The organism is Alcanivorax borkumensis SK2, from assembly GCF_000009365.1.
Classification (GTDB): Bacteria; Pseudomonadota; Gammaproteobacteria; order Pseudomonadales; family Alcanivoracaceae; genus Alcanivorax; species Alcanivorax borkumensis.
This window is the reverse complement of the sequence record NC_008260.1, coordinates 1,125,614-1,148,639: the sequence shown is the minus strand read 5'-3', so window position 1 is coordinate 1,148,639 and position 23,026 is coordinate 1,125,614. Positions and strand designations below refer to the sequence as shown.

The window sequence follows — 23,026 nt, the reverse complement described above, 5'->3', positions numbered from 1 at the left end:
GCTATTTAGACAGCGCCGGTATAGGCGGGTCAAGCAGGAACTGCCCCCTTGCTCCTTTTTTAGTAGTAGTACAAGCCACCCTGTCAGGGCAACCCTCATCTGTAAAACAGCCTGCTAGCAACGCCGCACAAGCACGCTATACTGCAATGAACCTCATTTTTCAGGGAGAGAACCGTGCTGAGTCCCTATCGCAGAATACTGGTTGCCATCGATGGCAGCGATGAATCACCCCAGGTACTGTCCCGCGCGGCTGGCGTACTGTCGGGCAATGACGGCGAACTGCATTTAATCCATGTGATAGAACCGCTGGCTCTGGCCTACGGCGCGGATGTACCCATGGATGTAACCGACCTGCAAAGCGGGCTGATGAAACAAGCCCAAGAAATGGCAGATAAATACGCCGGCCAATACCACGTGCCGGAAGCCAACGTTTACGTGGATATGGGATCTATCGAAAAAACCATTCTCGACAAGGCAGACAAGATAGGCGCGGATTTAATCGTGGTGGGCAGTCATACGCGAAGCGGCCTAGCACTGCTGCTAGGCTCCACGGCCAGAGGCCTGGTCCCCGGTGCGCACTGCGACGTGCTGGCCGTTAAGGTAGACCAGCACTAGCAACGGGGAAATAGCGCAGCGCGTATTCCCCGAAGCAGAGCCCCTCAGGTCAGCTGCAGAGCCCCGGTGCTGGCCTGGCCTTCCTCGTTCCAGCGACACAGCAATTCTGCCAGCCCTTGCGCCTGCGCTTTCAATGCAGCCAGCTCTTGCGGACTGTTTTTCTCGCCATAAAACACTGGCAACTTGCGCATAGACTGAACCAGTTCATGGGTCGGTGCCTGCATTCGCTTCACCTCCAAAGTCCAGCGAATGTGATGCACAATCATATGGAAAAAAGCCAGCCGGGTTGCCAGCGAATAGGCACTGCCATCATCATTAAAATCATTGAAATCCAAGCTTGCCAATACCGCTTCGCGGGCATTATCTGTCACCTTAATAGTCGCACTACGCGGAGTCCCCAGCAGCATAGACAAGGAGCCAAACACCTCACCCGGTGATACATAATACAACGGCGCACCCTGGGGATTCTCCGATAACACTTCCAGCTGCCCCCTCAACAAAAAGTACAGAGTGGAATCCACCTCACCGGCTCGAATTACGCTTTCTCCCGAAGCGGCAACCCAAAGACGGGTGGTCTGTTCAAGCCGGGAAAATTCGTTCTGATCATCACGATTAATTTCATTAAAAAACGGCACGCCCGCTAACAGCTGGCGACGCCGTTGCTGGCCGAAATCATTATTATTGGCCTGCTCCATCCACTACCCCCACTGGTCTGATGGCATTGTAATCAACTACACACATGCTAGAGCGACCTCCACAACAGAGCAACGGCAAGGAAAAAAAGAGGGGTGAACTCTTCTCCCAATGCTGACCAAATAACACTGTTCTTATTGTCAGTAAACATGCTAGCATCCTGAATATAGCACTTCCTGTCAGCCATTACTTACACGCTCAGGCAAGTGACCAATACATAGGCCTACACGCACCGAAAGGCGCCCAACTAGCCCCCCCTAGAGGCCACGGCTAAGCGCCACACTCTGCAGGAAACAGGGAGAAGGTTATGAGCAGCAAACTTACCGACCGGCAGCAACAAGTCCTCGACTGCATCCGTGAATGTCTTAAGGACAACGGCATGGCCCCTACCCGTGCAGAGATTGCCGACATTATGGGATTCCAATCCAAGAATGCGGCCTCAGACCATCTCCGTGCCTTAGAGCGCAAAGGCTATATCAAACTTCACAGTGATCGCTCTCGCGGAATCCAACTACTTGATCATGCCTACTGGGGTGAAGAGGAACTGCCCGTCGTCGGTAAAGTGGCTGCGGGGATCCCCATTGAAGCCATCGAGAACGTGGAACGAACCGTGCCAGTACCCCAAGGCCTGTTTAAACAGCGCCCCACCTATCTATTAAAGGTGCAAGGCGACAGCATGGTGGATGCGGGCATTTTCGATGGCGACCTAATTGCCGTGCGCAAATCCAATGTGGCCCGTTCCGGTGAAATCGTTGTCGCGCGCATTGACGAAGAAGTCACGGTAAAGACCTTAAAGTTGAATAAATCCAGCGCCACACTACTCCCGGCTAACGAAGCCTATGAACCGATCAAAGTGCCCGCTGATCAACTTATTATTGAAGGCATTTTTGTGGGGCTAATTCGTGACCCAAACTCTTTTTAAAGCCTGTATCCGTGCCGGTACAGGCCTTTGCCTGATTGTATGGAGTGCATTTGCCATGGCTGAAACCCATCTTCTGGCACCCTGCCCGGACTCACCCAACTGTGTATCCAGCCTGGCTACACAGAGTGACAAGCGCGTTGACCCGTTACAGGTCGCCGCCGACCGGGAAAGCAGCCTGAAAAAGCTGGAAACACTGCTGGGCAGTCTTCCCCGTGTGGACTACGATGTTGTCGGCCAGTCGCGTATTCAAGCCCGCTTCACCAGTCGGATCCTGCGTTTTGTAGATGATGTCACTTTCTATGTTCGCGAGAATGGCATGGTGGAGGTCCGTTCCGCATCACGGGCCGGTTATTGGGATTTAGGTGCCAACCGTCGTCGGGTAGAATCCCTGCGCGAGCAGCTATTTGAGCAGGAAACCGATGACCGCACTTCACAACAGCCCCCCTTCGGAAACGCAGAAAATCGCGCCTGAACAATGGGCCGATATCGGCGTTAACCTCACCGATCGACAATTTCATGACGACCGGGAGGCCGTGATTGAGCGTGCGGCTTGCGCCGCAGTTACTTGGCAGCTAATTACCGGCACCACTATCGACGATTCCCGCGCGGCCATTGCCCTCGCCGACGAGCACTCAGGGCTTTTCGCCACCGCCGGCCTGCACCCTCACAGCGCTCGTTTTTACTCTGCTGCGCTAGAAGCAGAGCTACGAGATCTACTCGCCCATGAACAGATAAAAGCTGCCGGCGAAATGGGCTTAGATTTCAATCGGGATTTTTCTCCGCGCCCAGAGCAGGAGCGGGCCTTCGAGGCTCAGTTAGCCCTGGCGGCGGAATACAAATTGCCGGTTTTTCTTCACGAGCGTGATGCCCATGAACGCTTTCTGCCTATCCTGAAATCCTTCCGCGATACTCTGCCTGGCGCCGTTGTGCATTGCTTTACCGGTTCCCGTGAGGCTCTGTTCGCCTATCTGGATCTGGATTGCCACATCGGCATTACCGGTTGGGTCTGCGACGAACGACGTGGCAAATCGCTGGCAGAGCTGCTGCCTAACATTTCGGATAACCGCCTGCTTTTGGAAACAGACGCGCCCTATCTACTCCCCCGGGACCTGCCGCAAGCGCCCCCGAAAAAGCGCCGTAACGAGCCTGCGCTACTGCCTTGGATTGGCCAACGTGTCGCACAATTACGCGGGCAGGAGACGCAACAAGTCGCCGCCATGACGTATCAAAATGCGTTAACGCTGTTTCGCTGACCGGAAAAAACGCATCAGGACAATGCGCAGGATGTTTGTCGGGCTAGCCAGAAAGGCGTAACCCGACATCAAAACATCAGCAAAGAAACTGCTGTACGTCGAGCAAGCCAAACGGCCAAGCCAGCTCCTGCCCTTCGCGCATGAATACCGGGATTCGCTCACCATACTGTTCGATCAAGGTGTCATCTTCAGCGATATCTACCAGCGTAATTTCAAGATCCGGCCTGACCATGGCTACCAGCTCCCTGGCCTGATCACAAAGGTGGCACCCCAAGGTGGTATACAACAGCACCGTCATGCATCCTCCACATGACGAATGGCATAGCAATAATGGATTTTTTCATTGCGGCGGAAATCCTCCGGGATACTCCAACGTGAGATATCCTCTACCGCGTACCACTTGCTGATGCTTTCATCCATTTGGAAGCGACGGTAATTACAGGAGAAATACAGCACCCCACCCGGTTCCAAGCAGCGCATAATCTTGCGAATCAAATCACCGTGATGCTCTTCCACCACAAAGTCACTCCGTGACTTATTATTGGAAAAAGTGGGCGGATCGCAGAACACCAGATCAAACTGCTCCTTACACTCATCCAGCCAACGCATGGTGTCGGCCCGAGCCAATTCATGCTGATCGGTGGAGAAACCGTTAGCGGCCAGGTTGCAGGCTGCCCAATCCAGATACCGCTTGGAGGAATCCACCGTAACGGTGCGCTTTGCGCCACCCACAGCAGCATGCACCGTGGCAGACCCCGTGTACGCAAACAGGTTAAGGAAGCGCTTACCACTGGCCTCTTCAGCGATACGCAAACGCGTGGGCCGGTGATCGAGAAATAGCCCGGTATCCAAGTAATCCTGCAAATTAATCAACAACTGCGATTGCCCTTCACGCACAACCCGGTATTGTCCCTGAGCATCCAGCTTTTGATATTGCTGATTCCCCTTCTGCTTTTCACGGGTGCGCAGGTGCACCTGCTCACGGTGAACACCTAAGGCCGCTCGCACCGCTGTCACCGCCCAATCACGGCGCTCTTTCGCTTTTTCCGGATCAATGGTTTTAGGTGCCTTGAACTCCTGCACCAACACCTGATCCGCATAGATATCCACGGCCACATTGAATTCTGGCAAATCGCGGTCATACAGCCGGTAGCACTGAATGTCCTCCCGCTCCAGCCAACGGCGCAGGTGTTTGCCATTTTTACGCAGCCGATTTAATAAGGGTTGCGCGCCCTCGGGCACGTTGAACGCACTATCATCAGCAACTTTCACCACATTGGCTGGCGTCTGCTTACGGGGCGAATAAAGACGGATAAAGTTATTGAACGGGCCATTTTTCAGGCGCCATTGCTGTTCCAAATTCATCCCGGAGCGGTCCATGACTTCCGCATCCGCACCCAGCAACAATGCCTGGTAGCCCGGCGCTCGAACCGACAAAATACGACCCAGCGCATAATGCAGCCAGCCCGCTTGTGGTTTTTCCTCCAGGCGCTCACCCCAAGGCGGGTTACCCACCACAATACCGTTATCAACAAAATCTCGACGCCGCAGAGCACCCAGTTCCCGGCGCTCAAAATGAATTGCGTTACGCACTCCGGCGCGCTCTGCGTTCTGCAAAGCCAATTGCAATGTGCTCGCTTCAGAATCAAACCCTTTCAGCGATACGGCTGGCACTGGCCGCTTACCACTCTCACCTGCTTCCTTCTGGGCATCCAACCACAATTGGCGCCGACAACCACGCCACTGCTGAAAGCCATAGTGCTGACGCTGGGCACCTGCGGCGCGGCCTGCTGCTATCAGCGCCGCTTCAATCACCAGGGTACCACTACCGCAAAACGGATCGATCAGCGCGGAATGACGACCTTCCTTGCCCCACCCTACAGCCCATAATATGGCTGCAGCCAAGGTTTCGCGTAGCGGCGCACGACCGCCTGCGAGGCGATATCCACGGCGATGCAAAGGCTCGCCGGCCAGATCCAACCACAGATGTGCCTCATTCAAATCCAGCCGGGCACGAATACAGCAACTGCCTTTCGGCTCACGGGAGATGGCAAACTGCTCCGGTAATGCATGAATAAACCGTTTGGCACTGATCCGATTATCACCACGCACTTCAGCGCCGTGCTCAATATGCAGATGTACCGGTGCATTGTTCCCCACCAAAGATAGCCAATCCTGGCTAGCCGCCAACTTTTCCGGTGCAATATCCGGTGTTACACCCAACGTGGCCAGATGCAGCAGCACCCGCTCGGACAAACGGGACCAGAGGCACACCTTCAGAGCATCCGCCACGCCCCCGGAGAAACTGACATGCGCACGCCCGGTTTCTGTTACGGATATGCCCAGTGAGCCTAGTTCGTCGCTGAGCAGATCTGCCAGACCTGGCATGCAGGTGGCCACAAATTCCATTATCTAATCCTCTAAAATGACTAATTTATGTGCAAAACAAAAAATAAACCATTATTTTTCAATGTATTACACAAACTGTCATCAAACTGTCCTTTATACGCCATATGCTTAAACAGCAGTGGCCATATTGCTACATGGTATTCGACACTACTTTACCGGTTTCCCATACTGAATGTGTCGGCCCCATACTTGGCTACAGTCTCAGCCGGGGGTCATATTTCGATTCCGCTATCGGTGAAAGGGAAAGCGTTTATGAAGCGACAAAAACGTAATAAAGACGACCGCGCTTACAACCGGGGATATAACGCCGGCCTGGATGGAAAATCTCGCGAAGACTGCCCGTTTGGCACTCTCCAGGCTCGCACCAACTGGATGGGAGGATGGCGCGAAGGTCGCACTGACTTTGCTCACGGTATGCTCGGGGTTGCCAGCATTCAGAATCTAAAAAATATCGGTTAGTTCCTTCCATTTTCACAACACCGGCGCATTCAGCGCCGGCCCGCAGGGCCCCACCCGGGCCCTTTTTAATATCAACTCAAACTCAGATGCTCTTCGGCCAGGCGCGAGCAATATCGCCGATTAAACCGGGCCCCTGATAAATCAGACCGCTGTAAATTTGTACCAAGTCAGCACCTTGGCGCTGCTTTTCCAACGCATCGCCCGCGCTATTAATGCCGCCTACACCGATAATCGGAATGCGGCCATTGAGCGTATTGCGCATAACTGCCAGCGCCCGGTTGGCGATGGGGGTTAGCGGTGTACCACTGAGGCCACCTTGCTCCCCACCATTTTTCAGGTTCTGCACACCATCACGGGAAAGTGTGGTGTTACCAACACAAACCCCATCGATTCCATGCTGTAAGAAGGCTTCAGCCATGCTCTGCAGCTCTTCTTCACTGTTGTCCGGGGCAATTTTGATGACCAGAGGCACTCGACGACGCTGCTCTTGATCCAAGCGTGTCTGGGCTTCTCGCAGCGTGTCCAACAACTCATCCAGTGCCGCGCCATGTTGCAAGGTTCGCAGTCCGGGCGTGTTCGGAGAGGAGACATTCACCACCAGATAGCTGGCATAGGCATGCACTTTCTGCTGGCAAATCAGGTAGTCCTGCACGGCATCTTCAACCGGGGTGTCCTTGTTCTTGCCGATATTGATGCCTAATACGCCCTTGTAGCGGCTGCGTTTGACTGCAGCCACTAGGTAATCTACACCCAGATTGTTGAACCCCATGCGGTTAATCAGCGCTTGGGCCTCCGGCAGCCGGAACAAACGAGGCTGTGGGTTACCCGATTGCGGCCGCGGCGTTACAGTACCGACTTCAATAAAGCCAAACCCCAGATCCGCCAAGCCATCGATGCAGTCACCATTTTTGTCCAGGCCAGCCGCTAAGCCCACTGGATTAGGGAATTCGATCCCCATTACTGTCTTAGGCACCGCCGGTACCGTACCGGGCCATAGCTTGCCTGCACGCTTGCGCAGCAGCGCCAGAGTCAACTCATGGGAATGCTCTTCTGATAGAGAGAACAATAAAGGTCGTGCCAAGGAGTACAGCATGAAAGAGCCCGATCGGTAGTAATCGCCGGCATTATAGCCAAGGGCATCGGGGACTTCGATGTTTTGTGTCGAACAGTAGGAAGAACAGTGAACCAATTGAGCACCCAGCCTACGTCCACAGTCTCAATTGTTGAACAGGTGACATGCTACGGGCGCTCTAGCAGCCGCAAAACGGCATAAAAAAACCCGGCAGAGCCGGGCTAAACACAACCAACGAATCAGCGCGCTGGTTAACTACGAAGGTTCACGCGGACTGAATCAGGCTTGAGCAGGAAACGAGCCAGAGCAGGCAGAAGCCACAGAGCGCCAATCATGTTCCACAGGAACATAAAGGTCAGCAAGATGCCCATGTCCGCCTGGAATTTAATGGAACTAAACCCCCAGAAAATCACCCCCACCGCCAAAGTGATCCCAGTAAAGGCCACCGCTTTACCAGTAGTTTTCAACGTTTGCTTGTAGGCCTCCTCCAAATTCATACCCCGCTTCAGGTACTCGGATAACTTGCTGTAGATATAAATACCGTAATCCACACCGATACCCACACCTAGAGCAATCACCGGAAGCGTCGCCACTTTCACACCTATCCCTAGATACGCCATCAACGCCTGGCAAAGAATCGAGGTCAACCCAAGCGGCACGATGATACAAATCACCGCCCGAAAAGAGCGGAAAGCAATCAGAATCAACACAGACACCACCGCATACACCAGCGCCAACATGGGGTACTGGCTAGCGGCAATGGTCTGGTTTGTGGCAGCCTCCACACCTGCGTTGCCGGAAGCCAGCTTCAACTCCAACACATCCGGGTTGTTACGGATCTGGGAAAAATCAGCCACCGCACGGGTAACACGTTCTAGGGTTTCCGCCTTGTGGTCATCGAGGAACACGAAAATCGGCGTCAGCGAACAGTCCAAGTTGTATAAGCGATCAGGCATGAAGCTCATCACGTTATTCAACGCATACTGGTCTCGAGAAATGGTCGCCCACTTCATGGAGCCTTCATTCATGTTGGTGGATATCTGTTTCGTAGCAGACGCAATCGTGGCCACATCCTGCACCCCTTCTACATTACGCAGGTTCCACGCTAGATCATCCACCGTCTGCATAGCTTGGTAGGTGTTGCAGGATTCCACTGGTGTCTTGCCCATAACCACCAAAACGTCGGCGCTCACTGAATAATTCGATACCAGGAAGTTCACATCGTGGTTATAGCGGTAACGAGGCTTGGGCTCATAGCCACGCGGACATTCCATATCTTCACATGGGTCCGGCCACAGCTCGGGGGCCCCCTTGTCCAAGTCACCGATTTTCAGGTCTTGGCTCATATAGATACCCACTCCGTAACCGGCCACGGCCACGGCAATGGACAGAGCAGCCAAAGGCGTACGCGTGAAGCGGGCAAACAGGCCAGCCAACGGGTGATCTTTCTTCTCTCCTGCCTGAATCTTTCGAATGGACGCATCACTTACGCCCAGGTAGGACAGCACCAACGGCACGATCACCAAGTTGGAAATAATAATCACGGCCACGCCGATACTGGCCGCCATGGCCAGCTCACGAATCACACCCACATCAATCATGTAGAGCGTGAGGAAACCAATGGCATCCGACACCAATGCCACCATGCCCGGCACACACAATGCCCGGAAAGTGGAACGGGCGGCTTCCAGGGAACTGAGCCCTTGCGCTGCGTAGTTAGCCAGGGTATTCACAATCTGGACACCATGAGAAACCGCAATGGCAAAGACGAGGAACGGCACCAGCATGGAGTACGGATCGATGGTAAAACCCAGACTACTCACAATCCCGAGCTGCCAGATTACCGCCACAAAGGAACAAACAGTAACGGTCAGGGCACTGCGCAGGCAGCGAGTATCAATTAGCAGCAGTAGCGCAATTAGCGCCAGGGTGAAGAAGAAGAACATGGCCACTTCTTCCGCCGCGGCCATCACATCACCGGCTTTTTTGGCCAACCCGACAATGTGAATGCGGACGTTAGGGTATTTCTCTTGATACTGACTGCGAATCTCTTCAAGACGGGTAGAGAGAGCCGGAATATCAACCCCATCCTCCCCCAGAGCATCCAGCAAATAAGCATGCACAACACTAGACTGGAAATTATCAGCGACCAGACGGCCTACTTGACCGGAGCGCAAAACATTGGTGCGCAACTGCTCCAGTGAGTCCTGGGAGCCATCGTAACCGGCGGGAATCACCTCACCGCCTTGAAAGCCTTGCTCCGTAACTTCATTCCAGCGCACATTGCTGGTCCACAATGAACGGATCTTGCTGGGATCCACCCCCTCCAATGCGAACACTTCATCGGTGATTTCTTTCAACGCTTTAACGTAATCGTCGTTGAAAATGTCTTCACTCTGGGTTTCAGCAACAATTACCCGGACATCATTGCCCAGGCTCAAGTCGTTCTGATGCTCCAGGTAATTCTGGATATACGGATGATCCAGCGGGATCAACTTGCGAATATCGGTGTTCAGTTCGATCTTACTGGCTTGGAAACCCAACAGCACTGTGGCTGCAATAAAAGCCAGGAGAATTAGGGGCCGAAAAGCAAACAGCCCACTGGCAATACTTCTTGAAATGCGACCAGACATGCTGTGCCCCTTATTTAACGTCTTCGATCACACGCAGCCCACCCTGCCCGGCGACAAGAATGCCGCCCGCATCACGGGGAAGAACAGCGGAGATTGAACGGCGGCCCGGCAGGTACCGTAGGGAAAAGGATTGACCACCATCGCGACTGGTAAGGATGCCGCCAGCATTTGTGACCAGCACCACCGTGCCATCCGCCAGTACGGTGCCATCGTTGATACCACGGGTCAGCTTTGAGGGAATTTTCACCCAGCTGCGCCCCCGATTAGCCGTCAACCACACATTGCCCTGCAAGCCATATGTCAGGACGTTGTTATCAGAAATCGGGGTTACACCGAACAGGGTGCCGCCATAGGGGCTATCTAGCTTTTTCCAACGGATGCCTTTGTCGGCGGAATGGAACATGAGACCTTTTTCGCCTACAACGTAACGGTCATTGCCCCCTTTCACGGCGGTATAATCGTACAGGTGCCAACCCTCACGATTATCCAAGCTGTCCAGGGCTTTATCCCAGGTTGCTCCGCCATCGCTGGTTTTCAGGAAATAACCATAGCCCCCTACGGCGACTGCACTCTCACGGCTGTCGCAAAACACATCCAGCAACGGCGCACCAGATGTATCCACTGGTGCCATGACTCTATCGCTACCATCATAAAGATCACCACCGTCATCCCCGTAAGCATTATCGCTGTAGGGATCACCATAGAGATCATCCATGGAGTAATCGTCCCGTTTTTCTTCCGCGAGCCCTACATCGCCGTCGCCCCCCAAAGGATCACTGTACTGAACGGTCCAGGATTCTCCGCCATCACTGCTGGCTAATACCAACGCATCATGGCCAACAGCCCAACCGTGGCGAGCATCGGCAAAACAAACGGAGGTGAGCAGCACTTCAGACGGTGTGATCGCCTGCGTCCAATGATCACCTTGATCATCGGAATACAGAATTTTGCCTCGGTCACCCACAGCAACGATCCGGTTATCCGCATAGGCGATATCCAAATAGCTGTTTGCCGTAACCAGAGGCCCATTATTGGAAACGAAATCTGCCTGCGAAGGTGCAGACAGCACGGCTGACAAGGCCATTAACACTGTTTTTTTCATTCTTTTTTGCTCTTCCCAAAGGCCCTGCTTCACGGCCAAGCAAAACCAACCGGGTGCCATAAGCACTCCGGTCGCCTTGGCTTTCCGGCTTCATTAAACCGGCATTTTTTTATAATTAACGGCCGCGTCGGCGTAGCGCTGCTGGGTGGAAATAACGGTCGCCGGGTACTGGCTGACTATAATCCAGGATAGAGGACTCCTCGTTATCCAAGAACTGCACGTGGTAACGCTGGGCGCGCAGATCGTGGAACGTATCCAGTGCGGTCCACTGGCTTGGTACTTCGTAGTAATTCTTAATATAGGCTAAGCTGACCCGCCACAACTCACCACGACGGTCGTACTGGTCGATGGCGGCGATCTGCCAGGAGTCCGCATCAATGTAGAAACGGCGTTTGGCGTAGATATGCCGCTCACCCTCTTTCAGGTTGGCTTCCACCACCCAAACGCGATGCAACTCCCAACGCTGGTAATCCGAATTCACATGCCCCTTTTGCAGTAGGGTCTCATATTTCACATTCGGATCATCCAGTTTGTAGTTGTTATACGGGATGAACATTTCCACCGGTTTATCGCTGACTAGCGTCCAGTTGTACTTGTCAGGTGCACCGTTATACATATCGGTGTCATCGGCAGTACGCAGGCCATCCGCTGCAGCAATCGGAGTATCGTATGCTAGGTTAGGCGCACGACGAACACGACGCTGACCTGCGTTATACCCCCAGGCTTGGCGTGGCATTTGTTTCTGGTCCAGCATTTCGTGTACCAGTACGGCACCACCGGCCAGACGGGCCGGGGCCTTAGTAAAGGACAGGTAATAGAAAATGATATTGTCCAGGCTTTCAAAATTGTACTTCGGGTCATAGTAACGGAAGTACACTTCCTGCTGAGAGGTAATCAGCGAGTAAGCACCGCTACGCTGCACCGCTACTTCCGAAGCACGGCGAACCACGTACAAACCGCGCCAGCGCAAAATATGGTTCCAGACAGCCTGCTTGGCTTTTTGCTCATTAGTACCACTGAGAATCGGGAACGGAATGCCACCGAAAGCATTATCCACGCCGGTTTCACCCAGCTTGGCCTTAATGGCATTATTCTTAGTGTTGTCGTATACCCATTGTGGCGCTGAGGTGGAGCGGCGGCTCGGATAGACGTTCATTTTAAACGTATCCGGGTAAGTCTTCAGCATCGCCTGCACGCCGTCAGGCACTTTGTCCGCATACTGGGACACGTTCTGAGCGGTGATCGTGAAAGCAATTTTGTCAGCGGTGTACGGATCTGGGTGATGTTGGCCCGGACGGGTATAGGTCTTGGGAATATCTTTGCGCTGGATGCCGCCGGTGTAATCCGGAATGCCCAGCCCGGTTGAAATGGTTTTGCCGTTACCTTTGACCTGTGCACCGAAAGGCGTCAGCGATTTACCCAATTTCGCCGCCTCTTGGCTAGATACGCCAGCGTGCACATTGGCCGTCACACTCAAGGACAGAGCCAAAGCACCGCCCATTGCGGTCAGTTTCTTCAACATGATTGCTCTCCGTTAACAACAGGCCGGCACTCCGACCTGGAACATATTAGAAAGAGTACTTAACAGAAACGGACGCGTTGTTCCGGTCGGCCAGTTTGTTGGAGTATTTGGCGCCCCAGAACGTGGTAGCAGACATGGCCACTTTTAGGTTATTCAAGTACAGAAAACTCACCCCCAGTGTCGCAGCCTTACGGTCTTCCATAAAGTTGCCGCCAATCGGAGAGTTACCATTTACATCATGAGCAAAACGCACACTCGGGCTCATGGAAACACCAGCAAAGACATTGCTGTAATCCGCTTTCAGCACCGCACGGTAGCCCCAGGAGGTGGGGTCCATGTAATACCTGTTCGGGTCATCAGGGCTGAGAATTTGCGCTTCAGAATCTAGAATTGCCGCCGTAGAGTTGTATTCCAGGTCAGGATTTTCAAGCCCTTCAATGTGTTCGACGCCCAATTCCAGCAATGCAATCAGGCCATCAGCGCCAAACGTCGGGCCGAAATTGAAGATACTGACTAAAGAACCGTTGTAACTTTCTACCTCATCGTAGAAATAGTAGAGATGGCCATCTTGTACTAACGTGTCCGCAGACAAGCAGGAGCCCCCCATTTCCGCGCGAACACAATGCCCTGTCAAATCACCGATAGCCACATCCTGACCCTGCAAAGCGGATTGACCCGCAACACCAGCAAGAGCAGATATCAGGTTATCACCCCCTTCGTTAATAATGGCACGTTTAGGCCTATACGCCAGCTCCCCAGCAAGTGACATATTACCGACACTGGTATTAAAACTTGCGCCGAACATGTCTTGGTCTTCTACATAGGCCATCTGATACTCAGCGGTATCAATGGTTCTAGCCATTTCTGTAACGCCACCACCCTTGCCGTTTTCGAGGTTATTCAGGCTAGAACCAACGACGGGGGTACGAGCATGGGTTCGCGTATAATAAAGCGCAAACTCAGTACCGTTTAGCCCTTCTGCGAAGTAACGGTACGCCAAACCAAACTGACCACTATCGCTAGCCTCTTTATCGCGAATTCGATTTACTGTTACCTGAGTCGCTTCATACTGATAACCAGAACCGTAATTAGACGCGGTATAATTCGCAAAACCAGGCTCAAGGAGCCCCGGCGAAGGAATTGCACCCGCCTGAACAGCGCTCAGCGCAACAACTCGACCATCGACGATGACATTGTCTGCCCCTTTACCCGGGAAGCCATCATGGGTAGAGAAGTAAGTACCCGAGGGCGCATCCTCAGAGTTTTTCCATTCAAACTGGTAAAAAGCTTCCACGGTTGCATTAAAGGTCAGGCCATAAGAGAAGTAGACGCTATCCAGCGGCAGCAAGGCTTCCTTAATTTCGGAGCCCGGCAGGCGCAAGGCATTCAAATCAAAGTAGTTCGCCGTATTCACCCCATTCTGCATAAACAAGGCTTCACCCCAGTTGATCACCTGCTGCCCAAGGCGAACATTCAATGGGCGCTCGAACATATCGAAGTTCCCCCACACATACGCATCTAAAAGACGAGCACGCTGGCCGGCGTATCGTTCAGCGTCACCGCTGAAATCATCACCGGTGCCATTATTCGCGTAATCAGAATACGTGGCGTAACGGGTAAAACCCATGGCGCCAGGGTAGCCAGCAGCCTTAATCAACTGCCCACCATCATGCCCACCGCCCATGATCACCTGATCATAAAATGCGGTGCCGCGGAGAAACATGCCATATTTCCCCTTCCAGCTCAGATCCAGCTCTGGGGTAATTTTGTACACCAACGACGCCAAACCGGTATCGTAATTGTTGTTGGCATCGTTCTTATTGATTTGGGACCCATAACCTTTCGTAGCCATATCGACCACGTCACCGGTGGCCGCCAACATAGAATCCTGGCTCTCGGTTCGAAACAGGGCACCCACAGACAAGGTTGTATCCAGCCGGCCCGACCAGTCCGGGTTCTCGAAATCTAGTTGAACCGCTGAAGCGGGGAGGGAAAGCCCGGTAAGGGCGGTGATACTGGCAACAGCCATCGCCAGCCTGCTTCTACACAGGTGATTATTATTCATGTAGTTCTCCGAATTGCCATGCGCATGGCTTTATTGTTCTTACCCGGTCAACAGTCGCTCCCATTTGCGACAGGTCTCATTATTCTTCCCGACCTGCCGCCCAGGCTAATACATAATTCTTACACACCAGAAAAAAAAATAAATCCCCTGTGTGCTCTATTATTGACGACTAACCAGTCATCGTCCTTTTTCTTTCTATACCCCCATAGAAGATCAGGATGACAGGATCCGCCCAAGCACCTCCGCCACGTTATCGGACGCTGTCTTTTGCACACCCGCAAGGTGCTCCGCCAATAAAGCCTTCCGGCCCGGTTCCAATACAGGCAAACGAGAAGCCCCATTGGCCAAACGGGCCGCAACCTGCGGGTTGATGGCGTCCAAGCGAGACAAGGCAGCCGAAAATAGTTGATACCCTTGCCCATTTTCCGCATGAAATGCCGACGGATTTGCGTTCGTGAACGTGCCCACTAGCGCTCGCACTCGATTCGGTGTCTTCCAGTCAAAAGCAGGGTGTTCAAGCAGGCGGTTTACCTGATCGACGGTGTGAGCCCCCGGCACGGATGCCTGGACAGCAAACCACTGATCCATAACCAACGCCTCATCCTGCCAGCGATCCGCAAATTGCATCAGTGCCTGATCGGCACCGGGCAAACCATGGTGTACCAGCGCTCGCAATGCGCCAAGCTCTTCACTCATACACAGTGGCAGCTCAAATAACTCCACGGCTATCCGACCTGCTTCCGGGTGCTCTCCTGCTGCTAAAAAATCCAACGCCAGATTACGTAACTGCCGCCGCCCCATCGCCCGCCCATCCATACTCAGTTCCGTAGCCAGCAGGTTCTCGGACAGAGACAACCAGTGCGACTGCAACGCCTTTCCTAACGCTTTCTTCATGGCACTGTGCGCGCGATGAATGGAGGCCGGGTTCAGCGGCTTATGCCGGTCTCCCAACGCTACCTCGCCAGGTAATGAAAGCAGCAATGCCGCTTGGGCCGGATCTTCATCACTACGGGCAATCACTTGCTCCAGCACCGGCACCAGCGCTGCGGCTTCTGCATCCGCCTCATCGGTTTCGGTCACTAACCGATCCAGTGCCGCAAAGTACAGGCGCTGGGCGGCATTCCAACGGCAATAGCCGTCACTGTCGTAGGCCAACAGTCGCGCCAATTGATCAACGGAGTAGTCATAATCGAGCACCACTGGCGCTGAGAACCCACGCAGCAGAGAAGGTGTCACCCCAGCAGGCACATTAAACGACACGGTTTGCTCAGCCTGGTCCATGATAACCACCTGCTCCCCCTCAGCCGCACCGTTGCCTCCAGCATCCAACGCACAGGGAGCGCCCTGCTCATCAAGCAACGCCAGACGAATAGGGATAACCAAGGGCTGTTTCTGCTCCTGTCCGGGAGTGGCGGGCGTATGCTGACGGAACCTAAGGTGATACTGCCCGTCCCGGTATTCATCGGTAACCGTCAGTATCGGCGTGCCGGCCTGGCTGTACCAACATTTAAACTGGCTCAAATCGTAGCCGGAAACGGTTTCCATGCTGGCCACGAAATCATCGCAAGTTACCGCCTTGCCATCATTGGTCTCGAAATAATGATCCGTGGCCTTGCGGAAATTCTCTGCCCCCAGCAGGTGATACTGCATACGAACAATTTCTGCGCCTTTTTCATAAATGGTTAGGGTGTAGAAATTGTCAATTTTCTGGTATTTCTCAGGGCGAACAGCATGGGCCATGGGGCCTTGGTCTTCCGGGAATTGATGGTTGACCAGGAAATCCACATCTTCAACGCGTTTCACTGCGGCGGAATGCATGTCCGCCGAGAATTCCTGGTCACGAAATACCGTGAAACCTTCCTTAAGACTCAATTGAAACCAGTCACGGCAGGTCACCCGGTTTCCAGACCAGTTATGAAAGTACTCATGGGCCACTACAGATTCCACCCGTTGGAACCCGGCGTCGGTGGTCGTAGCGGGATGCGCCAGCACACAGGAGGTGTTAAAGATATTAAGGCCCTTATTTTCCATGGCCCCCATATTGAAGTGGCTTACCGCCACAATCATGTAGATATCCAGATCGTATTCGCGACCGTAGGTTTGTTCGTCCCAGCGCATGGCATTTTTCAACGACGCCATGGCATGGTCCAGCTTGTCCAGATCACGATGCTCAGCATAGAGGCGTAACGCCACCTTACGGCCCGATACAGTGACAAACGTATCCTCCAGGCAGGCTAGATCTCCCGCCACCAAAGCGAACAGATAGCATGGTTTCGGAAAAGGGTCTTCCCAAGTCACCCAGTGACGAGCGCCCTCTTCTCCATGACTCTTTTCATCGCCCGAAGCCACCGGATTACCGTTAGACAGCAACAGCGGATAGCGGGCCTTGTCAGCACGTACCGTGGTCGTAAAGCGGGCCAATACGTCAGGGCGGTCCGGGAAAAAGGTAATACGCCGAAAGCCTTCCGCCTCACACTGGGTGCAGACCATGCCATTGGACTGGTATAACCCTTCCAGGGCGGTATTGTTTTCTGGATCAATATCCACCACGGACGTTAACGTGCAGGTATCTGGCAAGCCCCGCACGGTCAGCAGGTTATCTTCATACTGATAGCGAGCACTATTGAGCACCACATCATCCAGCGCCAAAGTGCGTAAGGTGAGCCCTTCGCCATTGAAGGTCATTGTCGTGGAATCAGCAGCAGCCGGATTACGGCGCAGCGATAGACTGCTGGTCACAGTGGTCACCCCATCCCGAATATCCACATCCAGAGCCACTCTATCGACTAGATAGGCTGGGGGCTGATAGTCCGCCAAATGGGTGAATTTCACCATTTCTGCACTTTCCATAACCCTACTCCTCAAAAAGGTTAGTCTGGCGGCCATGCCAATCCGGCCTAGCACCGCTCAAACATCATATCCACGAAAACAACAACACCCCGGCTTGCGGGGTGTTGTTGATGATGCCATTTGTTGTGCTGTAGATCAGCTCACTATCGCGTCGGCATCTGCACATAAGGCGCAGTCGGCGCCAAAACCAAACCATTGCCAAGCAAATCAACTTCAGTGATACCCACTGCGGTCTGGTTCGGAGCCACAACAAAGCTCACTGTTTCGGTCTGTAACTCGGTCAACGCAATGACACCTCCAGCCGTCGCTGGGTCCCCTGGCGTCAACAAAGAAGCATGCTCACCCACGGTCAGATTAACCAACGCATTAGCGGCACTCACATCCGTAACATCAGCAGGCCCGCTTCCAGCAGCTACTGGCTGAGCGTTTAACAAACGAGCCAAAGGCGTAGTCCCTGCCAAGGGGGCTCCGTCAGCGCTGTTCGGCACCACTTGATCGGCCAAGTATTCAGCGTTGTCTCCGTAAGCGGAGACATCACCGCCACCGACAATTTGCTGAACCAAAACAGGAATGGTCAAGCTGCCACAGGTTAGGATACTTGCGTAATCACCCGCCTGAGCCTTTACAGGATCACATGATGCTGCACCAGCTAGAATTTCAGCAAAATTCACCGGGTCACCGGAATCAACTATGCTTTGCGTTACATACAAAAAATTCTCGAAATCAGAGCTGCCCGACTCAACGCCTTCTGCTGCCAAACCATTCTCAATAGACGGCCCCAAACTTTCCGAATTGATCAACAACTGAGTCACTTGCCCTCCAGCAGCAGATATCACCAAGCCGCTCAATGGATTGAGCTTGCTCGCAAATGACGGGGTAGCGGCCTGTGCGGCCAACTGGCCATCCACAGCCACTGCCAGCTGGTTAACAGTTGCGTAAGTCGCTCCCACAATACCACCCAAAGAAACGCCCACCACCTTCACATCACGGGTATCAAGCCCAACCATCCCTTCATCTTCAAGCGCTACGCTGATATTAGAAAGACTGGCGTTGAGGTTCAGCAGGTCCATGACACTTTGGCGCAGGTTGTCACGAGTATTGGTCAATACACCTAAGTTAATGAAATTGAATGCGGCATTGCCTTCTTCAAAAGCGCGAGCCCCATGCAAAGGTAAATCAATCGCCACTGTTGCCACACAGGCTTTAGCAAGGCTATGTGCGAGCGAAACAACAGAAGTGCGGTCGCTGCCAATCCCATGCACATACATAACCACAGGCAAACCATCTGGTTTAGCCATGCCGCAGGTAACACCAGGCTGAACTTCATAAGCCCCATTAGGGAGTGTTAGCTGTAAAGGAACAGATTCAAGGCTAACCTGCTCAACAAAGGGGTACCGATAAGTTACGTTGAAAGTAGAGCCATCCGCATCAGGCAGAGGCAGTTGAGCTGGTAGCTGCGATGCTGCTTCTACAGGAAGGCTTGCTTTTATTTTTGCCAACAATACGGCGCCAAGCGCCTGATCTGGTTGCCAGCTATCCAGCTTATAATTGCCGGAAATCGTTGTCTCGGGGGTGCGCAAATAATAGGGAATATCCATTAACCCGGTGTACAACGACACCACACCGGCCTCCAGAGCCCCATTTGTCAGATCACTTACATCAATACCCGATGCTGACACAGAAACAGCACGGGGCTCAGGCGAATTCAAATCCACGCCCTCCATAAGAATGGCGCCAAGATTCTGCACGGCTAAATTGGGATCCACGCCAAAGCTTTTCTGTTGAGCCTGCACAATCGCCGCCTTTGGAGCTGCATTCGCCAGCAAAGGGGTAATCGGATCGGTAGTAGTAAACGTATAAGAAACCACCACCGACGCTTTCGCCCCTTCCGCGGGAATCCCCCCCCCGGACGCCACACCGATAAAGCCCGCAGCCAACGCTTCCCAGCCCTGAATAGCGTTACGCACAGACAACAAAGTTCCCGTAACCGGCGGCTCAGACTCACCCAACACATTGTAAGCTTGTGATGCACTAACAGAATTGCCATCCGTGTCTTGCAAGCCGGTGGTAACAAAAACCAGATACTTGGTAGCGGCAAGGAGCGGTTTGTACGGCGTAATTCTCAATACATTATTCTGTTCACCATCGAGGGATATCACTGAGGCCGACACTTCAGCCAGAGGGAACAGGAAAGGCGCATCTTGATTCACATCATCTGGATCAAGTGGGTCCCCGCCTTCCTCCGTGTTCAGTGCCAACACGAATACGTTGGATTGTGCACATTCACCAGTAGCCAACATAGATTGCTGACACACCTTGATGGAAGCTTCATCTAGCTCACCACCAGCGAAATAGATATCAAACGGTGCATTCGTCGAGAATCCATCCAGTGCATTGATCCCCACTTCCACAGGGTTCGTAGGAGCACCGATATCCGACGTACCATCCGACATTGCTGCTGCTGCAAAAACCAGATCGGTATTCAGCGGCAAATCAAATGTGACAGGATTAAAACGAGCATGAGTGTCAAAACTGGCGCCTTGACTCTGATCCGGTACGGTTTCACTCCCGCCGCCGCAGGCGGCCAGCGCCATAACCATAGCCACCGGCAGTACCTTCTTGTAAGTATGCATCTTCTCTCCCAAACCTCTTTTTATTATTTAATTCCTGCCGTTGCTCACATCAACAATGGAGGGCGGCGGTGGTGCTTACTACAAATAACAGAAGGCACATAATTAGATGCATTATTTCTGCCTACGCTACCCCCAGTGAAAAGAGGGTGCATAGGAACATTACATCAATTCTATTTCTCCACCAATGCGATATTGAGGAGAATAACGGCGGGAAACGCCCGCAGGCATTTTTTCAGGGACGACTCGCCGGTCAAAACGATTTATCTCATTATAATATGTTTACTGCAGAGTATCCGGGCCACGCAGAGTTACCGGCTGATCCTCGGTTTTTTCCTCCCCGCTTTTACAGGCCTGCTCCATATAACCGCTACGTTGCTCTTCAGGTAAATTCTGGGTTTCCCAAGCAATAACAGCCTGAAGACAAAGCTCTTTTTGCTCGCGGGATAAAACGCGACCATCGGCCCACTTACCCGTTTCAATAGCGCGACGCATGTTATCGCAAATGTTCTGATCCATACTCGCAATCAGGTCGTCAAAACTCTGGTAACTCATGGTTTAACTCTTCAAAAGGTCACGGTACGCGACACGCTACATAGATTTGGGCGGCCCACGGCCTATACAGTATTACTCGGCCTAATTGTTGTCACCGGGCCGGGAACTCCAGCCCAATTTAGACCGACAAGCCTGATAGAAATCGTGCCCCGGGGGATGAATCAAATGTAAGCGGTGAGGTTTTTTGCGAATCGCAATGACATCGTCAACCTGCAAGCGAATCCCCTCTGTGCCATCGCAACTGACCAACGGCCGCACTTTTTCTGTGGTGATGTGAATTTTGATTTCACTATCCCCAGCTACCACCAAGGGGCGACTGGTCAGGGTGTGGGGGTTTAGGGGAACCAAGACCATGGCATCCAGCTTAGGGTGCATGATTGGCCCACCACCGGACAACGCATAGGCGGTGGAACCGGTGGGCGTAGAAACAATCAGCCCGTCGGAGCGCTGCCCGTAGACAAAGTGTCCGTCGATCATCAACTCAAAATCGATCATGTGTACACTGTCACCGGATAGCAGCACGATATCGTTGAGAGCGCTCCCCTCGCCGACCACGGTCCTACCCCGGCGCACTTCCAGATCCAACAAGAACCGTTTTTCGGTACTGTATTCACCATCCAGCACCTGGCCGACCCGGGATTCAATTTCAGAAGGAAGGATATCGGTGAGAAAGCCCAGATGGCCCCGATTCACGCCCAATACCGGCACTTTATAGCGAGCCAGGGTACGCGCAGCACCTAGCAGACTACCGTCCCCTCCCACCACAATCACCAGATCGCAGGCTTCCCCCATTTGTGAGGCACTAGCAGCCTGCAATCCCATTTCCGGAAGATGACCAATAATGTGTTTATCGAGGATAACGGTGCAATCACGGCCATGCAGAAAATGAATGAGCTGGCGTAATGAGTAGAGCGCCTGCTCACTTTCAGACCGTGCGATCAAACCGATGTTGCGAAATTTCTCTTGCGCCACAAGGGATCTCATTCAGGTAGTGCTGCTTAGGTTGTTGCGGAAGCCGGACTGGGCAGCCTCACCAACCGGCAAGCACTACCCCTGAGTCAGGTACTCGTTCAGGGTAACAGCATTGGCATTCAGACCGCCATCCAACACGATCACATCCAGGCCGGCGTTTTTTAACAGAAAAGCGGCGGTGGCGCTACGTCGACCTGTATCACAGTAAGCGATATAGGTCTTGCCTGGGTCCAGTAGGCGAGACTTGAGACGCAATACGTTAAGCGGCATATTGGTCGCTCCTACCAAATGCTCCTGATCGAATTCGTCGCTAGTACGCACATCCAGCCACCAAGCGCCCTTTTCTGCCGAAGACAGCACCTGATCACCCGGCATGGTCTTGATGATCGGCTCGCGGAGCAGGGCATCAAAATCTTGTCGGTCCAACCTCATCAAGACACCATCCGTTGCCATAGATACCGTGGCATTACGGGGCTTGCCAGATAGCAATGCTTCTTCACCAAACCACTCACCCTCTTCCAGCATGGCCACCGAAGTCGGCTCGCCCTCCCCTATGTTAATAGACACCTCACACACGCCTTCTTTGAGGATATAGCAGCAATCAGCAGCCTCTCCCTGTCGAATAATCCGCTCACCTTCTTTGTGACGATTCGCTTTAAGTCGGCTGAAAATCCCCAAGATGTTACTGGGCGGCACTCGATGAAAAAGCTTGGACTTGAGCAGGCGTATCATCCATTCCCTGTCGTTCTGATACGCAGAGTTAGCATTAATGTCTAGAATTACGTAGCCCGCAGATTGATCCCAAGAGAGGATGGTATCGAGTCGGAAACTGTCGAATCGCACCACACTCACATCGCCTACCGCTCTGGCGGTGCTGCGGCGAGGCTGGACATGCTCCAGTGGGTGCCAAGAGGCCGTATCCCCAGCGCTTACTGTCCGCCGATCACCGGTTTCATCGCTCAGCTCAACCTTGCCACTAAGCAGATAGATGGTGGTGTTGTCTTGGTCTCCCAGCGAAAAAAGGACATCACCTGACACATAGCGACACACTTCCTGCTGGTCAAGCAGCCAGTCAAGCTGATCTCCAGACAGAGCATTAACTGGCACAAACGTCTGTAACAGGCTTTTATCGATGGATTGCCGTGTCATAACAGTGGCTCCCGATGTTCTTGTTGTTGCTATGGTGAATACAAGCGTGGCGCGGGCCGAAACCCTCATCGGAGAAATACGCTGCAAAAAGCTTACCAATCAAGCACCTGGCGGAACCAGTTCAC

General features: G+C 53.2%; 18 protein-coding genes. 5 read left to right on the top strand and 13 right to left on the bottom strand.

Annotation, left to right across the window (positions count from 1 at the left end):
- The first annotated feature begins 174 nt into the window (after positions 1-174).
- The gene (locus ABO_RS05235) at positions 175-615 is read left to right on the top strand and encodes a universal stress protein (protein ID WP_011588295.1); all 441 of its coding nucleotides are present in this window, start codon (positions 175-177) and stop codon (positions 613-615) included.
- A gap of 44 nt (positions 616-659) precedes the next feature.
- On the opposite strand, the gene ABO_RS05230 is transcribed toward ABO_RS05235, so the two are convergent.
- Positions 660-1,310 (bottom strand): cyclic nucleotide-binding domain-containing protein, encoded by a 651-nt coding sequence (locus ABO_RS05230; RefSeq protein WP_011588294.1) that lies wholly within the window; start codon positions 1,308-1,310, stop codon positions 660-662.
- Positions 1,311-1,615: 305 nt separating this feature from the next.
- On the opposite strand from ABO_RS05230, the gene lexA reads away from it, so the two are divergent.
- From lexA to ABO_RS05215, 3 genes are read left to right on the top strand one after another with little or no spacing between them, the layout of a single operon-like run.
- Positions 1,616-2,230 (top strand): transcriptional repressor LexA, encoded by a 615-nt coding sequence (gene lexA / locus ABO_RS05225; protein WP_011588293.1) that lies wholly within the window; start codon positions 1,616-1,618, stop codon positions 2,228-2,230.
- A 55-nt stretch (positions 2,231-2,285) separates the two neighbouring features.
- Complete coding sequence (locus ABO_RS05220; protein WP_041704920.1) at positions 2,286-2,702, top strand: DUF1499 domain-containing protein; 417 nt, start codon at positions 2,286-2,288, stop codon at positions 2,700-2,702.
- Complete coding sequence (locus ABO_RS05215; protein ID WP_081424056.1) at positions 2,650-3,483, top strand: TatD family hydrolase; 834 nt, start codon at positions 2,650-2,652, stop codon at positions 3,481-3,483. The genes ABO_RS05220 and ABO_RS05215 overlap by 53 nt, the downstream gene beginning before the upstream one ends.
- A gap of 76 nt (positions 3,484-3,559) precedes the next feature.
- Here ABO_RS05215 and ABO_RS05210 read toward each other — a convergent pair whose 3' ends face one another.
- A complete protein-coding gene (locus tag ABO_RS05210) occupies positions 3,560-3,781 on the bottom strand; it encodes a glutaredoxin family protein (RefSeq protein WP_011588290.1) in 222 nt (73 codons plus the stop codon).
- Positions 3,778-5,892 carry a bifunctional 23S rRNA (guanine(2069)-N(7))-methyltransferase RlmK/23S rRNA (guanine(2445)-N(2))-methyltransferase RlmL gene (gene rlmKL, locus ABO_RS05205; RefSeq protein WP_011588289.1) on the bottom strand — a complete coding sequence of 705 codons (2,115 nt, stop codon included), beginning with the start codon at positions 5,890-5,892 and terminating at the stop codon, positions 3,778-3,780. Before rlmKL ends, ABO_RS05210 begins: the two co-directional genes overlap by 4 nt.
- 252 nt (positions 5,893-6,144) lie before the next feature.
- Between rlmKL and rmf the strand changes: the two genes are divergently transcribed.
- Complete coding sequence (gene rmf, locus ABO_RS05200; protein ID WP_035458491.1) at positions 6,145-6,351, top strand: ribosome modulation factor; 207 nt, start codon at positions 6,145-6,147, stop codon at positions 6,349-6,351.
- A gap of 82 nt (positions 6,352-6,433) precedes the next feature.
- Here rmf and ABO_RS05195 read toward each other — a convergent pair whose 3' ends face one another.
- The 10 genes from ABO_RS05195 to ABO_RS05150 all read right to left on the bottom strand — a co-directional run bounded on the left by ABO_RS05195 (position 6,434) and on the right by ABO_RS05150 (position 22,901).
- Positions 6,434-7,444: a quinone-dependent dihydroorotate dehydrogenase gene (locus tag ABO_RS05195; protein ID WP_035458494.1), complete on the bottom strand. Its 1,011-nt coding sequence runs from the start codon at positions 7,442-7,444 to the stop codon at positions 6,434-6,436.
- Between the two features lie 230 nt (positions 7,445-7,674).
- On the bottom strand, positions 7,675-10,056 hold the full coding sequence (locus ABO_RS05190) for an efflux RND transporter permease subunit (RefSeq protein ID WP_011588286.1): 2,382 nt from the start codon (positions 10,054-10,056) through the stop codon (positions 7,675-7,677).
- A gap of 10 nt (positions 10,057-10,066) precedes the next feature.
- Positions 10,067-11,158, bottom strand: coding sequence for a WD40/YVTN/BNR-like repeat-containing protein (locus tag ABO_RS05185; RefSeq protein ID WP_035458753.1), 1,092 nt, complete (start codon positions 11,156-11,158; stop codon positions 10,067-10,069).
- Between the two features lie 115 nt (positions 11,159-11,273).
- Positions 11,274-12,680 (bottom strand): DUF1329 domain-containing protein, encoded by a 1,407-nt coding sequence (locus ABO_RS05180; RefSeq protein WP_011588284.1) that lies wholly within the window; start codon positions 12,678-12,680, stop codon positions 11,274-11,276.
- 46 nt (positions 12,681-12,726) lie between these two features.
- Entirely contained in the window at positions 12,727-14,709 is a 1,983-nt protein-coding gene (locus ABO_RS05175; RefSeq protein WP_232501284.1) for a DUF1302 domain-containing protein, read from the bottom strand.
- Positions 14,710-14,958: 249 nt separating this feature from the next.
- Entirely contained in the window at positions 14,959-17,595 is a 2,637-nt protein-coding gene (gene pepN, locus ABO_RS05170; protein ID WP_011588282.1) for an aminopeptidase N, read from the bottom strand.
- Between the two features lie 143 nt (positions 17,596-17,738).
- A complete protein-coding gene (locus tag ABO_RS05165) occupies positions 17,739-20,228 on the bottom strand; it encodes a hypothetical protein (protein ID WP_011588281.1) in 2,490 nt (829 codons plus the stop codon).
- A 279-nt stretch (positions 20,229-20,507) separates the two neighbouring features.
- Entirely contained in the window at positions 20,508-20,780 is a 273-nt protein-coding gene (locus ABO_RS05160) for a YeaC family protein (protein ID WP_011588280.1), read from the bottom strand.
- A gap of 81 nt (positions 20,781-20,861) precedes the next feature.
- Entirely contained in the window at positions 20,862-21,764 is a 903-nt protein-coding gene (locus ABO_RS05155; protein ID WP_011588279.1) for an NAD(+) kinase, read from the bottom strand.
- A gap of 63 nt (positions 21,765-21,827) precedes the next feature.
- Positions 21,828-22,901: a cyclic nucleotide-binding domain-containing protein gene (locus tag ABO_RS05150; RefSeq protein WP_011588278.1), complete on the bottom strand. Its 1,074-nt coding sequence runs from the start codon at positions 22,899-22,901 to the stop codon at positions 21,828-21,830.
- Positions 22,902-23,026 lie beyond the last annotated feature (125 nt).